This is a genomic window from Flavobacterium sp. YO12, from assembly GCF_004119495.1.
In the GTDB taxonomy this organism is placed as follows: Bacteria; Bacteroidota; Bacteroidia; order Flavobacteriales; family Flavobacteriaceae; genus Flavobacterium.
In genome coordinates, this window is sequence record NZ_NRQU01000016.1 from 58,958 (window position 1) to 77,508 (window position 18,551).

Genomic DNA, 18,551 nt, shown 5'->3' on the forward strand with positions numbered 1-18,551 from the left:
AAATTAGTAAACCATTACTTTTGTCATCATGGAATTTTCATCAAAATTAATAGAAAAAGCAGTCAATGAAATGTCGCAATTGCCGGGAATAGGTAAGCGCACGGCATTGCGATTGGTACTTCATTTATTAAAGCAGCCTAAAGAGCAGACAGGCTTTTTGTCTCAAGCTTTGATAAATATGCGTGAGGATATTAAATTTTGTGAAAGCTGTCATAATATTTCTGATACAAAGGTTTGTGAAATTTGTGCAAATCAACTGAGAAACCATCAGACAATTTGTGTAGTCGAAGATATTCGCGACGTTATGGCAATTGAAAATACAGGACAATATAAAGGGATTTATCATGTATTAGGCGGTAAAATTTCTCCAATCGAAGGAGTTGGACCTAGTCAGTTAAATATTTCTAGTTTGGTCGAAAAAGTAAAATCGGGGAAAGTAATCGAGATTATTTTTGCATTAAGCTCAACAATGGAAGGAGATACAACGAATTTTTATATTTATAAGCAAATTGCCGATTCGGAAATCGTTTTGTCGACAATTGCAAGAGGAATATCTGTTGGAGATGAATTGGAATACGCCGATGAGATTACACTAGGCAGAAGTATTTTGCATCGAGTTCCGTTCGAAAAAACATTTAAAAATAATTAAGTTAATTCTTGTTAATTTTATTGATAAAATTGTAGGAAGAGCTATATTTGTTGATAAAAAAAATAATGACAAGAAAGTTCTTTTATATAGTGTTAATGTTGAATGTGTTATTTACGTCTTGTATTCCTGTAAAAGACCTTACTTATCTGCAAGATAAAAACATATCTATTGAACAAAGTAAAGTTGCAGTTGTAGAATCAAAACCTTATCGGCTCCAAGTAAATGATATTTTAAAAATTAACATAAAAGCAATTGATCCTAAGCTGGTGTCGATTTTTAATACAACCGAAAATAATGTGGATGTTGTAAAATCTGAATCATCGTTGTATTTTGATGGTTTTACGGTTAATGATCATGGGAATATCCGAATGCCTATATTGGGAGAAATTAATGTAATAGGTTATACTCTGGAAGAAGTTCGAATTAAAATCGAAAAACAACTGCTTGAAGAGTATTTTAAAAGTGCTGCCAATATTTTTGTAACCGTAAAATTAGCAGGTTTTAGATACACTATAAATGGTGAAGTGGGAAGTACAGGAACAAAGACATTATTTCAAGATCATGTAAATATCATGGAGGCTATTGCTAATTCAGGTGATATTACAACTGTTGGAAACAGAAAATCAGTAACCGTTATTCGTCAGACTCCAACAGGTGTTCAGATGAATGATATTGATTTGACGGATAAAAACGTAATGAAGTCGCCTTATTATTATTTACAGCCTAATGATTACATATATGTCAAGCCGTTAAAACAAAAAACTTGGGGAACTGGTCAAACAGGAATACAATCTATTGGAACAATTATTACCTTATTGTCATTGGCAACTACGGTTTATTTAATTATAAAAAATTAAAACTTAATTCAGTAGATGCTAGATGTAAAAGATTTTTCCATTTTTGAGAATCATACAAGTTTTGATTTTAAAGATTTTTTGTTAAAAATTGCAAGTTATTGGAAGTGGTTTCTGACTAGTTTAATAATCGCTTTCACAGTTGCATATCAGGTTAATATTCGAAAAGAAAAAATATATGAATTAGAGACAATGATCTCTATTAAGGAAGAAAGAAATCCCTTTTTTACTTCAAATACAAGTTTGGTATTTAATTGGGGAGGTATTTCGGATCAGGTTAATGGAGTTTCTACAGTCCTGCTGTCAAGATCGCATAATGAGCTGGTAGTTGATAAACTGCAGTTTTATATTGACTATTTAGAACAAGGAAAATACAATTTAATAGACTCTTATGGTGCTGTTCCTTTTTATGTAAGTATTGATAAAACGAAAGGGCAGCTTGCTAATACTTTAATAGCAATTAAATTTTTAAGCGAAACTGAATATCAAATTGAAATTCCTTTTGAAAATAATTCAGTTTCATTAATTACATACTCTAATAATTCTTACGAAACTACCTCTGTGGAGCCAGTTACATTTGTAAAAAAATATAAAGTTGGAGAGCATGTAGCTTTGCCTTTTTTAAATTGGAAATTACAAATTAATGACAATCCAGGTTTTTATAAAGGGAAAGAATATTTTGTAAAGTTTAATGACTTTGACGGTACGGTATCAAATTATAAAAGAATAAGCATTGATAGTGATAAAGGTGGCGGCTCTATATTGACCTTAGGGATGCAGGGTACAAATAAAGCAAGAATGGTTGAATATTTAAATTCGACAGTGAAAATGTTGATTAAAATGCAGCTCGATGGTAAAAATCAATTTGCTAACAATACAATAGCTTTTATCGATAGTACGCTTGTTGCAATGGAACTTCAATTGAAAGAAACGGGTAATGAATTAAAATCTTTTAGAAAAGATAAAAATATATATAATATTGAAGACGGCGGGATAAAAGTCTCAAATAAAATAATGGATTTTGATGTTGAAAAAGATCAACTCACCAGAAAAATCTCTTATTATAATTCTTTAAAAACGTATTTGAACAATAGTACTGATTATTCAAAGCTTCCAGCTCCTTCAGTTGCTGGAATCGAAGACCCGAATATTGTTGCTAATATTTCAAAGCTTATTATGCTTTCGACACAGCGTTCAGAAATGGCATATGCGGTAAAAAGTGATAAGATTTTTAAAGATTTTGATAACCAAATGCAGGCCGTAAAAAGTGTTTTGCTTGAAAATGTATCATCTGCAAAAGCTTTATTATTAAATGATTTGGCGTTAGTAAATACCAAAATAAGTCAGGCTCAAAATACTGTTAAAAGACTTCCTGAGGAGCAGCAGGAATTATTAAAAATTAAAAGGAAATACGATTTAAATGATAATATTTATACTGAATTTCTTCAAAAAAGAAATGAAGCAGAAATTGTAAAAGCATCAAATTTATCAGATATTCATTTTATTGACCCGGCAAAAGATATTGGCGAAGGATTAATTGGTCCAAAAACTTCAGCAAATTATATATTAGCATTGTTTTTAGGTATATTGATTCCTTTATTATTTTTGTTGGGGATTTTTTTTGTGAACAATTCTATTCAAAACATTGAGGATATTAGTAAATTGACAATTATTCCGATAATTGGGATTATAGGAGTTAATAAAGACGCTGTAAATCTAGCAGTTTTTGATAAATCAAAATCTGCTCTATCAGAAGCTTTCAGAGGAATTCGCTCTTCATTACAGTTTTTGTATAAAAAGCAACAAGTAAGTGGTTCGAAAACACTGATGGTTACTTCGTCTATAAGTGGTGAAGGAAAAACATTTTGCTCGATAAATATTGCGACAGTATTTGCATTAAGTGAAAAGAAAACAGTTATTGTTGGTTTGGATTTAAGAAAACCGAAATTGGCTGATGAGTTTAATTTAGAGAATATTCAGTTGGGTGTAGTAAGTTATTTAATAAAACAAAATACACTTGATGAAATTGTAAATAAAACGCAAATCGCAAATTTAGATGTAATTCTTTCAGGGCCTATCCCGCCAAATCCTTCTGAGTTGATTTTAAGTGATTCAATGAAGGAATTGATTGAGGAGTTAAAGAAAAAGTACGATTACATTATTCTAGACACGCCTCCTGTAGGTTTGGTATCAGATGCTCTAGAATTAGTTCAATATGCTGATGTTACTTTGTATATTGTCAGACAAAACTATACTAAAAAAGATATGATTACGTTGCTGAATAATAGAATCGAAAGAGGTGAGATAAGTAACGCCAGTATTATTTTGAACAGCTACGAAAATAAAGCTAAATATGGTTCAACATATGGATATGGTTACGGCTATGGTGCTTATGCCAATGGATATCATGATGAAGAGAAGAAGAATGGAATTTGGAGTGCAATTTCTAATAAATTTAAGAAAAAATAATTACAGCATATGAAAACTACAGGTCAAAATACAATTTTAATAACTGGTGGAGCGGGTTTTATTGGCTCAAATTTATCTGAGTATTTTTTAGGATTGGGACATAAGGTGGTTTGTTTGGATAATTTTTCAACAGGTCATCGTCACAATGTAAAAGATTTTTTAGAGAATCCAAACTTCAGATTAATCGAAGGAGATATTAGGAATATTGCAGATTGTAATTTGGCAGTTGCGGGAGTTGATTATGTTTTGCATCAAGCAGCACTAGGTTCTGTTCCAAGATCTATAAATGACCCCATTACAGCAAATGATGTAAATGTTTCAGGTTTCTTAAATATGTTAGTTGCTTCTCGAGATGCAAAAGTAAAACGTTTTATTTATGCGGCAAGCTCTTCTACATATGGAGACTCTGAAGGTCTTCCAAAAGTTGAAGATGTCATTGGGAAGCCATTATCTCCATATGCAATTACTAAATATGTAAACGAATTATATGCAGAAATTTTTAGTAAAACATATGGTTTAGAAACTATAGGATTGCGTTATTTTAATGTTTTTGGAAGAAAACAAGATCCAAATGGTGCTTATGCGGCTGTTATACCTAAATTTGTGACCCAGTTAATGCATTATGATAGTCCAGTAATTAATGGTGATGGTAATTATTCACGAGATTTTACCTATATTGATAATGTAATTCAGATGAATGAATTGGCTATGACGGCTCAGGATGAAAAGGCTTTAAATACAGTTTATAATACTGCTTTTGGAGATCGAAATACATTGAATGATTTGGTTAAGTATTTAAAAGAATATTTATCTGAGTATGATGTCAAGATTGCTGATGTTGAAATTGTATATGGAGTAAATAGAGCGGGTGATATACCTCATTCATTAGCCAGTATAGAAAAAGCAAAAAACATATTAGGATATAATCCGAAATTCTCTTTGCAACAAGGATTAAAAGAAGCAGTAAGCTGGTATTGGAATAATTTAAAATAAAATATAGAAAATAAAATAGTAAATGGAAGTTACGAAAATTTGCTGCATTGGTGCCGGATATGTAGGTGGGCCTACAATGGCTGTAATTGCACAAAAATGTCCACATATTCAAGTTACAGTTGTTGATTTGAACGAACAAAGAATTAAAGATTGGAATGATCCAAATACAGAGAATATTCCAATTTATGAACCGGGACTTTCGGCAATTGTTGCTGAAGCTAGAGGAAGAAATCTTTTCTTTTCAACAGAAGTTGAAAAAGCAATTGATGAAGCTCAGGTTATTTTTATATCGGTAAATACACCAACCAAAACCTATGGTAAAGGTAAAGGAATGGCGGCAGATTTAAAATATATTGAATTATGCGCCAGACAAATTGCAAAGGTGGCTAAGCAAAATAAAATAGTGGTAGAAAAGTCTACTTTGCCAGTTCGAACAGCCGAAGCAATAAAAAGTATTTTAGATAATACAGGAAATGGAGTTCAGTTTCAAATATTGTCAAATCCTGAGTTTTTAGCTGAGGGAACAGCTGTTACAGATTTATTAAATCCAGATCGAATTTTAATTGGAGGAGATACGACTGCAGAAGGTCAAGCTGCAATTAATGCTCTTGTAGATGTTTATGCAAATTGGGTAAGTAAAGACAAGATTTTAACGACAAATGTTTGGTCGTCAGAATTATCAAAATTAACAGCAAACGCATTTTTGGCACAACGTATTTCATCAATAAATGCAATATCAGAGCTATGTGAAAAAACAGGTGCGGATGTTAATGAAGTTGCAAGAGCAATTGGTATGGACAGCCGAATTGGATCAAAATTTCTTAAAGCATCAGTTGGTTTTGGAGGTTCTTGTTTTCAAAAAGATATTTTGAACTTGGTTTATATCGCAAAGTCGTACGGCTTAAATGAAGTAGCAGATTATTGGGAGCAGGTTATTATTATGAATGATCATCAAAAAAGAAGATTTTCAAATAAAATTGTTCAAACACTATACAATACAGTTGCAGACAAGAAAATTGCATTTTTAGGCTGGGCATTCAAGAAAGATACCAATGATACTCGAGAATCTGCGGCTATTTATGTGGCAGATGACTTAATTAATGAGCAAGCCAAAATTTCAGTTTTTGATCCTAAAGTCTCACAAAGTAAAATGTTGAGTGATTTAAATTATCTAGAAACAAGAACTGCAGAAGAAAATAATACTGCTTTAACTGTTTTTGACGACGCTTACGACGCTTGCAAGGGAGCACATGCTATTGCGGTTTTAACCGAATGGGATGAATTTACAGCTTACAATTGGCAGAGAATTTATGATTCTATGCATAAGCCTGCTTTTGTTTTTGATGGTAGAAATATATTAAACGCAAAAGAATTAGAAACAATAGGTTTTATATATAAAGGAATTGGTTCTTAATTGAGTATTCGAATAGAGGTAAGAATAGAAGATAATGAATATAAATGTTGGTTTTGAATATTTTGTTTCGGTTTAAAGAAAAATTATGAATTGGTACGTAGTATATACAAAACCTAAGTGGGAAAAAAAGGTAGCAGAAAAGCTCACTCAAATTGGGATTGAGTGTTATTGTCCTATAATTACTCAAGTGAAACAATGGTCAGACAGAAAGAAGAAAATTGAAGTGCCACTTTTTAATTCGTATGTTTTTGTACAATTACAGGAAGGTGATCGTAATTCTGTTTTTCAAATTGCAGGAGTAGTCAGGTATTTGTTTTGGCTGGGTAAGCCTGCTATTGTTAGGGATGAGGAAATTAAAAGTATTAAAGATAGTCTTAAAGCTTCTAATATTGCTGAAGTTTCTGTGAGTTCAATTCAAGTTGGAGACCGTATAAAGTTGGAATCTGGGGCTTTTAGTAATCAAAGTGCAATTGTACAAGAAGTATCGAATACTCATTATATTTTGGTTCTTGAATCTTTAGGTTGTGTATTGAAGATTAAGTACAAGTAGAATAGGTTGTAAGTTAAACAATCAAATACTGAAAAGCGGGAGTTGAAACTTCAAAAATGAAGTTTTATCTGCTGCTTTTTTTGAAATAGAATTTCTTACAGGTTGATTTGTAGCTGTTTGAAAAGTGGTGAGGTTTTTTATTTGTCAGATTTATTAGTATTACGGGAAACCGTATTGAATAAATTGACTTATTATCTTATATTTGCCGAAAATGAAATTAGAGTATCTGTGCCAAAACTATGTGGTTCAGAGTGGCGAAGCCGTGATTTGTGATGAATGAAACTTATGAAAAAAGAGTAGAATTGGAAGAAAACATAAAAATAGCTGTTATCGGTTTAGGTTATGTTGGCTTGCCACTGGCTAGATTATTTGCTACAAAATACTCAGTTGTTGGGTTTGATATAAACAAATCAAGGGTTGAAAGTTTAAACTCAGGAATTGATTCAACTTTGGAAGTCGATGTTGATACTTTAAAAAAAGTACTGTTAGATAAACCTTCTAATGAAATTGGTCTATTCTGCACAGACTCACTCGAGGATATTTCAAATTGTAATTACTTCATCGTAACTGTCCCTACGCCAGTCGATAAAAACAATCGTCCAGATTTAACACCATTATATAAGTCAAGCGAGTCGGTTGGCAAAGTATTAAAAAAGGGAGATATCGTAATCTACGAGTCGACAGTTTATCCAGGTGTTACAGAAGAGCAATGTGTTCCGGTTTTAGAAAGAGTTTCAGGATTAAAATTTAATGAAGATTTCTTCGCAGGATATTCACCAGAAAGAATTAATCCAGGCGATAAAGAACATACTGTTGAAAAAATTTTAAAAGTAACTTCTGGCTCAACACCTGAAATTGGTTTAAAAGTTGATGCCCTTTACAAATCTGTAATTACGGCAGGGACTCACTTAGCTCCATCCATTAAAGTTGCAGAAGCAGCTAAAGTTATCGAAAATTCTCAAAGAGATATAAATATTGCATTTGTTAATGAATTAGCCAAAATATTCAATTTAATGAATATTGATACGCAAGAAGTATTGGCTGCAGCAGCAACAAAATGGAATTTTTTACCATTTAAGCCAGGACTTGTTGGAGGGCACTGTATTGGTGTAGATCCTTATTATTTAGCGCAAAGAGCACAAGAATTTGGATATCATCCTGAAATAATTTTGGCAGGACGACGTTTAAATGACAGTATGGGAGAATATGTAGCTTCACAGATTGTGAAACTCATGATAAAGAAAGGAATTTCTGTAAATGGAGCAAATCTGTTAATGCTTGGAATTACGTTTAAAGAAAATTGTCCCGATGTTCGGAATACAAAGATTGTTGATGTTGTAAAGGCATTAAAAGAATACGGGATAATAGTTATAATTTTCGACCCTTTAGCTAATGTTGAAGAGGTCGAGAAAGAATATAAATTAGAAACTATAGATTCTTTGCCGACAGAGAAATTTGATGCTATTGTTTTAGGTGTCGCACATGCTGCATTTTTAGAATTAAATTTCTCAGAATTGCAAAAGGATAATAGTTTAATATATGATGTAAAAGGAGTATTAGGAATATTAGCAGATAATAGACTATAATTTAAAATTATGAAAGTAGGAATAACTTTTAGTGCATTTGATTTACTACATGCAGGACATATTAAAATGTTAGAAGAAGCAAAAAGAGAATGTGATTATTTAATTGTAGGCTTGCAAACGGACCCAACATTGGATCGTCCTGAAAAAAATAGTCCTTCTCAAACCGTAGTGGAACGATACATACAGTTAAAAGGCTGTAAGTTTGTTGATGAAATTGTACCTTATGCATCGGAGCAGGATTTGGAAGATATTTTACGTTCGTTTAAGATTGATGTTCGTATTATAGGTGATGAGTATCGTGATAAAAATTTCACAGGACGTGCGTATTGTGAACAAAAAGGGATAACGTTGTATTTTAATGGGAGAGATCACCGATTTTCAAGTAGTAATCTTAGAAAAGAAGTTGCTGAAAAGCAATTGAAAAAAATATAATTTACAAAAGGAATGTTCATAACGCATGTAATATTAACTGGTGGAGTAGGAAGCCGATTATGGCCGCTGTCTCGAAAAAGTCAGCCCAAACAATATTTAGAAATTTTTGAAAATAAATCTCTATTTGAAATGACAGTCGATCGTAACAGTCATTTAGCTGATAAAGTAATGGTGGTTGGGAATGTTGATAATCATCATTTGAGCGGTAGGGTGATGGACAAGACCAAAACAACATATCTTAATATAGTAGAATCGACACCACGAAATACTGCTGCTGCTATTGCATTCGCAGCATTTGCATCAAATTCAGATGATATATTAATTGTAACACCTTCAGATCATATTATTGATGAAATGGAAAATTACAATAAAGCGATTAATGAAGCAATTTTAAAAGCTAAAGAAGGATTCATTGTTACTTTCGGAATTATTCCAACTAAACCGGAAACGGGATATGGTTATATAGAATCAAAAGGAGATAGGGTCATTTCTTTTCGCGAAAAACCAAATGAAAGAACAGCGAAAGAATTTATTGCAAGAGGTAATTTCTTATGGAATAGTGGAATGTTTTGTTTTAAAGCAGGAGTTTTTTTGGAGGAACTGAAGCAATTTCAGCCAGATGTATATGAGAAATCTAAGATAGCATGGGAAACTAGTAAAGATGGATTTTTAGATTTGGATCTGTCATTGCAAATTCCATCTATAAGTATTGATTATGCAGTGATGGAACGAAGTAAAAAAATTAAAGTGGTTCCAGCTTCATTTTCGTGGTCAGATTTGGGGTCATTTGAATCTGTTTACGAATACCTTGTTTCAAAAGGGCATCCAATCGATGCTAATGGTAACATGTCTATAGGATGTATTATTCATACCGCTTTTTTAGGGCTAAGAAATACCATATTTGTGCATACAGATACAGCGAATCTAATTTTACAAAAAGAAAATTCGCAAGATGTTAAAGATATATACAATGAATTGGAAAAACAAAATTCAGATTTATTAAATTAAAGTAAAATGAAAAAAATTCTTATAACTGGCGGTGCTGGTTTTATTGGTTCTCATGTGGTAAGACGTTTTGTAACTAAATATCCAGAATATCAAATTTTTAATTTGGATGCTCTAACTTACGCCGGAAATTTAGAGAATATAAAAGATATTGAAAGCCAACCAAACTATACTTTTGTGAAAGGAGATATTGTTGATGGCACTTTTATAAATGAACTTTTCTCACTGCATAATTTTGATGGAGTTTTGCATTTAGCAGCAGAATCTCATGTAGATCGCTCCATTGAAGATCCAATAGCATTTGTAAAAACAAATGTTATTGGAACAATGAACTTATTAAATGCGGCTAAAAATCAGTGGAAAGATAATTACGAGGGGAAACGTTTTTATCATATAAGTACAGATGAAGTCTATGGTTCGCTTGGAGCTGAAGGACTTTTTACTGAAACAACTCCTTATGATCCCAATTCTCCGTATTCAGCATCAAAAGCAAGTTCTGATCATTTTGTAAGAGCATATGGAGAAACCTATGGTTTATCTTATGTTTTAACCAATTGTTCGAATAATTATGGTTCTTATCATTTTCCTGAAAAATTAATTCCACTTTTTATCAATAATATTATCAATAATAAACCATTGCCAGTTTATGGAGATGGGAATTATACTCGTGATTGGTTGTTTGTTGAAGATCATGCTATTGCAATAGATTTAGTTTTTCATGAAGGAAAAAATCATGAAACTTATAATATTGGAGGATTTAATGAATGGAAAAATATTGACTTAGTTAGACTGTTATGTGAAATAATGGATCAAAAATTAGGAAGAGAAAAAGGGACTTCCCAAAATTTAATTACGTATGTAAAAGATAGACCAGGTCATGATCTACGCTACGCCATTGATGCTTCAAAAATTAATAGAGAGTTAGGATGGAAACCTTCCGTTACCTTTGAAGAAGGATTGGAAAGAACCATCAATTGGTATTTGAATAATGATGAATGGTTACAAAATGTCACTTCAGGTTCTTACAAAGAGTATTATCAAAAACAATATTCGTAGATAATGAATAATTTTTTCGTTTAAACCAAATGGTTAAAATATAATTTAAATATGAAAAAGATAATATACGTTCTTATTTTGTTTTTTACTTTGCTCGTATCTTTTAATACAAATGCACAGGATATTCTTAAATCAAAGGATTTGAGTACAGTAAAAGTGGATTATTTGTCAGACGATGATTTAGCTAAAATCAGTGCACAGCTAAAGAGTAATAATGCGACAATTGATCAGGTAGAATCTATGGCTTTGTCAAAAGGGATGAGTCAGATTGAATTTAACAAGTTAAAAGCAAAACTTACTGAATTTGAAAAGAAAAATTCAAAAGACGCTTCGAAAGATAAGAATAAAGACAACAAAACAAAGGGAGAAGATAAGGACTCTGAGTTTGGAAGGAAACAAGAAAAAGTTAAAAATGATAAAGTAAAAGATTCATTAAACGCTTTGATTTTTGGATCCGAGTTATTTGATAATCCCACTTTAAATTTTGAACCTGATTTGAAAATGGCAACACCAGTAAATTATATATTGGGACCAGGGGATAAATTGGAAGTTAGCGTATACGGTGTTCAACAATTTGATGATACTGTTCCAGTAAACTTTGAAGGTAAAATTACAATTCAAAATGTTGGGCAAATAGCAGTAGCTGGAATGTCAATAGAAGCTGCATCTCAAAAAATAAAAGCTTCAATTGCAAAAGTTTATAGTACAGTTAGATCTGGACAATCTCAGGTTAGTGTTAGTTTAAGTGATATAAGAACTATTAAAGTAACAATAGTGGGCGGAAAACAACCTGGGAATTATTCTATTTCTTCTCTCGCTTCTGTTTATAATGCATTGCATTTAGCAGGAGGCCCTGGTAAAAATGGCAGTTACAGAAATATAGAATTAATTCGAAATAATAGAGTTTATAAAAATGTTGATATTTATAAGTTTTTAGTAAAAGGTGATCAGTCAGATAATGTTAATCTGAAAGACAACGATGTTATTCGAATTCCTGCTTACAGTCAAAGAGTAACGGTTGAAGGAGAAGTAAAAAGACCTGGAATTTTTGAAATGAAAAAGGGAGAGAAATTCATAGATTTATTAAACTTTGCATCTGGTTTTAATGAATTTGCTTATACAGCCTCAGTAAATGTGCTTCAGAAAACTGGTAAAGAGTTTAAAGTTCATGATATCAATGAAAGTGAATATAGTTCTTATGTTCCACAATCTGGAGATGTTTTTAAAGTGGCCAAAATATTAAATCGATTTGAAAATCGTATTAAAATTGAGGGAGCTGTTTTTAGGCCCGATTATTATTCATATACGGAAGGAATGCGAATTTCAGATCTTGTTACAAGAGCAGAGGGGTTAAAGGAGGATGCATATACAAAAAGAGCAAGAATTATCCGTTTAAAAACAGATTTAACTACAGAAATAGTAAATGTAGATTTGAGTATGGCTTTATCAGGGGATTTAAATGCAGATATTGAATTAAAAAGAGAAGATATTGTTACAGTTTATTCTATTTTAGATTTTAGAGAAGAGTATAAAGTAACCATTGACGGAGAGGTGAAAAATCCTGGAAAATACGATTATTTTGATAATTTAACTTTAAACGATTTAGTAGTTCAGGTAGGCGGATTGACTGGTTCTGCTTCTAAAAGAGTGGAGATTGCAAGAATGGTAAAGTCAGATGTTATAGACGATGCTGATCCAAAAAGAATTGAATTAGTAGAACTCGAAATTACGGCTGACAATAACGAACAGGTTAAAAATTTTGTTTTGAAGCCTTTTGACGTGATTAACATACGTAAAATGGCAGTGTATGAAAAACCAGAAATGGTCAAAGTGAGTGGTGCTGTTACGTATCCAGGAAAGTATGTTTTAGCCAATAAAAAAGAAACCGTTTATAATGTAGTAATGAGAGCGGGAGGACTAACCTCTATTGCAAATTTAGATGGGATGAAGATTAAAAGACCTATCAAAGAAGAGCAGATTGAGCAATTGGAGAGTATTAATTTAAATCTGGAAAAGAAACAATTTACTGAAGATGGAAAAGAATTAAATACAAAAGGAAAAGATACACTTAATTCAAAATTATCTAAAAAGCTTAGAGATGAGTTAAAATATGCTACAATTCCGGTGAACTGGGAGAAAATAGTAAAAGATAAAAATCATTATTCTAATGTAACGTTGTTTTCTGGTGATGAAATTGAAGTTGCAGTTTATAATGAAGGAGTCAAAGTTACTGGAAATGTGCTTTTAACTTCTGAAATTCCTTATCGAAATGGAAAAGGATTTAAATACTACATCAATTCGGTGGGTGGTGTTGATAATAAAGGATGGAAGAAGAAAGCTTACATAATTTATCCAAACGGAAAAGCAGATGTGACTAGTTCATTTTTGTTTTTTAAATCTTATCCTAAAGTATTGCCAGACTCTCAAATAGTTGTGCCCGAGCGTCCAGAAAGAAAAAAGATGACAGCTGGGGAATGGGTTGGTATAGGAAGTGTTGTTTCCAGTTTAGCATTGTTAATTATCACAGCATTTAATAAATAATATTCTTGATGGAAAAAAGAAATATGGAAAATGATGAGATTTCGTTAAAAGAATTAATTGGCAAAATTAAAGAATGGTATAGTTACCTTCTTTTACAATGGAAAATAATTATTCTAGCTGGAATAGTTGGAGGTTTTTTAGGAATTGCTTATGCATTTGTTAAGAAACCTATCTACACTGCTACTTTATCATTTGCTTTAGAAGACGAAAAAGGGGGAAGTGGTTTAGGAGGAGCGCTAGGTTTGGTTAGTTCATTTGGATTGGATTTAGGTGGCAGTGGTGGTGGAATTTTTACAGGAACTAATCTTTCAGAGTTATTTAAATCAAGATCGATGGTTGAGAAGACATTGCTTTCTCCAGTTGATTTTAATGGAAAAAAAATTTCATTAGCTGAAATGTATATACAAAATAATTCTTGGAGAGAAGCGTGGGATAAAAATCCAAAATTTTCAAGTATTCAATTTTTACCAAATGCTGATCAAAAAAAATTTACTAGACAGCAGGATAGTATTTTAGGAGTTATTTACGGTAGTTTACTAAAAACTGATTTGGCCGTTGGTCAAAGAGATAAGAAAATATCGATTATAACTATTGATGTTTCATCTAAAAATGAATTATTTGCAAAATATTTTTGCGAAGAATTGGCTAAACAAGTTGGGGATTTTTACATTGAAACTAAAAGTAGGAAAGCGAGATTGAATATGGCAATCCTAGAAAAACAAGTGGATTCTATTCGAACTGAACTAAACGGAGCAATTACTGGTGTAGCAATTGCTAATGACAATACATTCAATTTGAATCCGGCATTAAATGTACGTAGATCTCCTTCAGTAAGAAGACAAGTTGATGTTCAGGCTAATACTGCAATTTTAACGGAATTGGTAAAACAATCAGAATTAGCAAAAGTTACATTACGTAAAGAAACTCCACTAATACAAGTAATAGACAGACCAATTCTTCCTTTATATAAACAAAGAATTGGTAAAATAAAAGGACTTGTAGTTGGAGGATTGATTGCAGGAATTTTGATTGTCTTTTTTCTAATTTTAAGGAGAATATTAAAAAATGCGTACAATTAGGTTGGTCTTAATTAAACAATAAAGCCTAATAAATAATTATAAAAAGTTATCATAAAATGAAAGTAGTAATTTTTGCAGGTGGTTTTGGAACTCGTCTTATGGAAGAGACTGAAGCAAGGCCTAAGCCTATGGTTGAAATTGGAGGTAAGCCTATTTTATGGCATATATTAAAAATGTATGAACAGCATGGTTTTAATGAATTTGTAATTTGTTTAGGCTATAAAGCAACTTACATTAAAGAGTATTTTTATAATTATTATCTTCACAATTCGGATGTTACAATTGAGTTGGCAAATAATAGCATTAATGTTCATTATTCCAATACTGAATCTTTTAAAATTACTTTAATTGATACAGGTTTACATACAAATACAGCTGGAAGATTAAAGCGCATCGAAAAATATGTTAAAGGTGAGACATTCATGTTGACTTATGGTGATGGAGTATCTGATGTGAATTTTGTAAAATTACTTGAATTTCATAGATTACATGGGAGATTAGCAACTTTAACCAGTGTTCAAGTTCCGGGTAGATTTGGTAATTTAGAAATAAATAGCAAAGGAGAAGTAGATAGTTTTGTTGAAAAACCTGTAGGAGATGGGATGTGGATTAATGGGGGTTTTTTTGTGTTAGAACCTGAAATATTTAGATATTTGGAAACTAACGTCGACGACGTTCAATGGGAAAAGGAACCTCTTTCAAGTATTGCCAATGATCAGCAATTAGCAGCATATAAACATGAAGGTTTTTGGAAATGCATGGATGCTTTGCGAGATCGACATGAATTGGAAGAAATGTGGAGTTCAGGAAATGCTAAATGGAAAACATGGTAGATTCTTTATTCAACAAGTTAGAAAATACCTATAAAGGTAAAAAGGTTTTTTTAACAGGACATACAGGTTTTAAGGGTGCTTGGATGTTGAAAACTTTGGTTATGCTAGGTGCAGATGTTAAAGGATATTCTCTTGAACCAAAAACAAGACAGGATTTGTTTTATCTTATTGATGGTAATGATCTATGTAATTCTGTTATTGCTGATTTAAGAGATAAAAAACGATTAGAAACGGAAATATTAGATTTTCAGCCTGATTATATTTTTCATTTAGCGGCACAACCATTAGTTCGTTTATCTTATGAAATTCCTTCTGAAACTTTTGAAGTTAATGTTATAGGTACAGCTAATCTTTTGGATGCAGTTAAATTATTAAATATAAAATGTAATATTGTTTTAATAACCACTGATAAAGTATATTATAATAACGAATGGCTTTATCCTTATAGAGAAAACGATAGGTTAGGAGGATATGACCCTTATAGCGCTAGTAAAGCATGCGCCGAGCTTGTAATAGATTCGTATCGAAATTCTTTTTTTAATAATAAAACTTATTCGTCACACAAAAAAGCACTTGCAGTTGCAAGAGCTGGCAATGTCATAGGTGGGGGAGATTGGTCGAAAGATCGTTTGATACCAGATATTGTAAGAGCACTTTCGATAGATAAACCAGTAAACATTAGAAATCCTAAATCGGTAAGGCCTTGGCAACATGTTTTAGAACCTATTGCAGGATATTTATTATTAGGGTCTAATTTAAATGAGAATCCATTAATATTTAATGAAGCTTATAATTTTGGTCCTCAAATATCAGATACATTGTTAGTTGAGGAGATGTTAAAATTAGCAATTCAAAGTTGGGGAAAAGGAAGTTTTAATGTAGAAATCGATGAGAATCAACATCATGAAGCAGGTTTGCTTAAGCTAGATATTAGTAGGGCAATTAATGAACTTAAGTGGAATCCTAAAATGGATGCAGAAGAAGCTGTTTCATTAACAATGAATTGGTATAAAGAATATATAAACAATATAAACAATATTAAAGAGATTACCTCAAATCAAATATTAAATTTTTTCAATTAAGTAATTTAAAGATTTGCTTGTTACATTTCAAAAAAACATAAATAGAAAATGATATCAATTGTTGGGACTAACGGACTTTTAGCAAATGAATTTGGATTGTTTTTTAATGATATAGGTTTAGATGTGGATTGTTATGGAAGAAGAGAACCTGTAAATCATAAATTTAATAAATTTTCAAAGTTAGATTTGATTAATGATAATTTAGATTATAATGCACTGTCAAAAAGTGAAGTTATAATTTATGCTTGTGGCGCTGGTATCCAGTCTAATTTAAAAGATTCTTCAGCATCTATTTATAACTTAAATACTTTTTTGCCAATTAATATTTATAATGAATTAAATAAAATTAATTTTACAGGAACCTTTGTAACATTTGGATCATGTTTTGAAATTGGAAACAATTCAAGTGAAATAAAGTTTACAGAAACTGAAGTCTCTAGTTCAAGCTTAGAAGTTCCTAATGATTATTGTGTTTCAAAACGATTATTAACAAGGTTTGTTTCTTCAAAATGCTGTAAATCTTTAAAGCATCTTCATATAATATTACCTACAATTTATGGAGAAAATGAGGCTTCGCATCGTTTAATTCCATATACTGTATCTGCATTAAAGAAAAATCAAGATATGCAATTTACCAGCGGCGAACAGATTAGACAATATCTGTACGCAGGAGATGTTCCTAAAATTGTTCATGAATTAGTTCTTTCTAAATATTCGGGAATTTATAATCTTGCCGGAGAAGAAACATATTCAGTAAGGAATATTATTGAAAAAATTTATAAATTTTATGATTTTCCATTGGATGAAAGCCTATTTGGAAAAGCTGGCAGAGCAGATGTAGGAATGAAAAATCTACAACTTGATGGAACTTTGATTGAATCAATTATCCCATTTTTTAAATATAGTAAAATTGAGGAGGTATTAAAATTATATGACAAATGTTATTAAAGGATAGAATAAAAATTATTCCACGTCGATTAATTAATGACGATCGCGGTTGGTTTCTTAAAGTTATCGATGGTAAAGAAGAAAATTTGCCAATGCATACAGGAGAAATTTACATTACTAATGCTAAAGAATTTCAAGCAAAGGGAGGTCACTACCATCCAAAGGCATCTGAATGGTTTACATTATTATCTGGACACTGTGATTTGATTTTAATTGATATAAAAACTCAAGAGAGAATGATGATAAATTTGTCTTTTGAACAAGCAAAAACGATTTTTGTGCCAAATGAAATTGCTCACATTTTTGTGAATACAGGAAAGGAAGATTTTATGCTTTTGGCCTATACGGATTTGTTATATGATCCAGAAGATACAATACCATACGATTTTTCTTTTATTTAAACCATTTATATAATTAATGATTATTACGGAAAATTCGAAAGTCTTTTTAAGTATATGTATTCCAACTTTTAACAGAGCAGATAAAACTGCAAATTTGATTAAAAGTATTCTTCTTTATAAAGGGACCGATATTGAGGTTATTGTAGTGGATAATTGCTCAATAGATGATACTCAAAATACTTTGAAGAATATTCAAGATGAGCGTTTTGTTTATATTCAAAATGAAACAAATATTGGCAGTATGCCAAATGTTTTGAAGTCTTTAAGTCTTGGTAAAGGTAAATTTGTAATGTTATGTTTAGATAAAGACTTTATACTCTATGAAAATTTGCCTCTTTTTATTCAAAAGCTTAAAAGTTTTGATAATGTTTCTGTTGGCCATTGCTCTTTAAATTACGAAAAATTCGAGAATGATACTACTTCAGATAAAGGGTTAGATTCATTATTAAATATAGCTTACACCTCCGAACATCCCTCAGGAATATTCCTTAATAATCGTATTCTGCAAAAAGAATCAATTATAAGTAAGGTTTATGGTAGTGATAAAACATTTGCTTTTAATACTGAAATATTAAAATCCGAAATGTGCGTTTTTGGAAATGCAAAGAGAGTAAATATACCCTTAGTCTTTACCGAAAAGTTAGAAGATTGTGAAAAAG

The 18,551-nt window shown here is 31.3% G+C and carries 17 protein-coding genes; all 17 read left to right on the forward strand.

The genetic code is table 11. From position 1 onward, the window contains the following. Positions 1-28 precede the first annotated feature (28 nt). Complete coding sequence (gene recR, locus BOW55_RS07485; protein WP_089055314.1) at positions 29-649, forward strand: recombination mediator RecR; 621 nt, start codon at positions 29-31, stop codon at positions 647-649. A 65-nt stretch (positions 650-714) separates the two neighbouring features. Further along, positions 715-1,506, forward strand: a complete 792-nt coding sequence (locus tag BOW55_RS07490; protein WP_129023602.1) for a polysaccharide biosynthesis/export family protein — start codon at positions 715-717, stop codon at positions 1,504-1,506. A gap of 15 nt (positions 1,507-1,521) precedes the next feature. After that, the gene (locus BOW55_RS07495) at positions 1,522-3,972 is read left to right on the forward strand and encodes a polysaccharide biosynthesis tyrosine autokinase (RefSeq protein WP_129023603.1); all 2,451 of its coding nucleotides are present in this window, start codon (positions 1,522-1,524) and stop codon (positions 3,970-3,972) included. Positions 3,973-3,981: 9 nt separating this feature from the next. Continuing rightward, positions 3,982-4,965: an SDR family oxidoreductase gene (locus BOW55_RS07500; RefSeq protein ID WP_129023604.1), complete on the forward strand. Its 984-nt coding sequence runs from the start codon at positions 3,982-3,984 to the stop codon at positions 4,963-4,965. 22 nt (positions 4,966-4,987) lie between these two features. After that, complete coding sequence (locus tag BOW55_RS07505; RefSeq protein ID WP_129023605.1) at positions 4,988-6,379, forward strand: UDP-glucose 6-dehydrogenase; 1,392 nt, start codon at positions 4,988-4,990, stop codon at positions 6,377-6,379. An 85-nt stretch (positions 6,380-6,464) separates the two neighbouring features. Further along, complete coding sequence (locus tag BOW55_RS07510; protein WP_129023606.1) at positions 6,465-6,929, forward strand: UpxY family transcription antiterminator; 465 nt, start codon at positions 6,465-6,467, stop codon at positions 6,927-6,929. Positions 6,930-7,201: 272 nt separating this feature from the next. Further along, the gene (locus BOW55_RS07515; RefSeq protein ID WP_164975012.1) at positions 7,202-8,515 is read left to right on the forward strand and encodes a nucleotide sugar dehydrogenase; all 1,314 of its coding nucleotides are present in this window, start codon (positions 7,202-7,204) and stop codon (positions 8,513-8,515) included. Positions 8,516-8,524: 9 nt separating this feature from the next. Further along, the gene (locus BOW55_RS07520) at positions 8,525-8,947 is read left to right on the forward strand and encodes an adenylyltransferase/cytidyltransferase family protein (protein WP_129023607.1); all 423 of its coding nucleotides are present in this window, start codon (positions 8,525-8,527) and stop codon (positions 8,945-8,947) included. Positions 8,948-8,959: 12 nt separating this feature from the next. Beyond that, positions 8,960-9,955, forward strand: coding sequence for a mannose-1-phosphate guanylyltransferase (locus tag BOW55_RS07525; protein ID WP_129023608.1), 996 nt, complete (start codon positions 8,960-8,962; stop codon positions 9,953-9,955). A 6-nt stretch (positions 9,956-9,961) separates the two neighbouring features. Next, entirely contained in the window at positions 9,962-11,008 is a 1,047-nt protein-coding gene (rfbB, locus tag BOW55_RS07530; RefSeq protein ID WP_129023609.1) for a dTDP-glucose 4,6-dehydratase, read from the forward strand. 51 nt (positions 11,009-11,059) lie between these two features. After that, positions 11,060-13,549: an SLBB domain-containing protein gene (locus tag BOW55_RS07535; protein WP_129023610.1), complete on the forward strand. Its 2,490-nt coding sequence runs from the start codon at positions 11,060-11,062 to the stop codon at positions 13,547-13,549. 8 nt (positions 13,550-13,557) lie between these two features. Further along, positions 13,558-14,628: a Wzz/FepE/Etk N-terminal domain-containing protein gene (locus BOW55_RS07540; protein ID WP_129023611.1), complete on the forward strand. Its 1,071-nt coding sequence runs from the start codon at positions 13,558-13,560 to the stop codon at positions 14,626-14,628. A gap of 56 nt (positions 14,629-14,684) precedes the next feature. After that, positions 14,685-15,461, forward strand: a complete 777-nt coding sequence (rfbF, locus tag BOW55_RS07545) for a glucose-1-phosphate cytidylyltransferase (protein ID WP_129023612.1) — start codon at positions 14,685-14,687, stop codon at positions 15,459-15,461. Then, the gene (gene rfbG, locus BOW55_RS07550; protein WP_129023613.1) at positions 15,455-16,543 is read left to right on the forward strand and encodes a CDP-glucose 4,6-dehydratase; all 1,089 of its coding nucleotides are present in this window, start codon (positions 15,455-15,457) and stop codon (positions 16,541-16,543) included. The genes rfbF and rfbG overlap by 7 nt, the downstream gene beginning before the upstream one ends. Before the next feature lie 48 nt (positions 16,544-16,591). Further along, positions 16,592-17,491 carry an NAD(P)-dependent oxidoreductase gene (locus BOW55_RS07555; RefSeq protein ID WP_129023614.1) on the forward strand — a complete coding sequence of 300 codons (900 nt, stop codon included), beginning with the start codon at positions 16,592-16,594 and terminating at the stop codon, positions 17,489-17,491. Continuing rightward, on the forward strand, positions 17,482-17,892 hold the full coding sequence (locus tag BOW55_RS07560; RefSeq protein WP_129023615.1) for a WxcM-like domain-containing protein: 411 nt from the start codon (positions 17,482-17,484) through the stop codon (positions 17,890-17,892). The genes BOW55_RS07555 and BOW55_RS07560 overlap by 10 nt, the downstream gene beginning before the upstream one ends. Before the next feature lie 16 nt (positions 17,893-17,908). Further along, positions 17,909-18,551: glycosyltransferase family 2 protein (locus BOW55_RS07565; protein ID WP_129023616.1), on the forward strand; the 643-nt coding region annotated here is incomplete at its 3' end.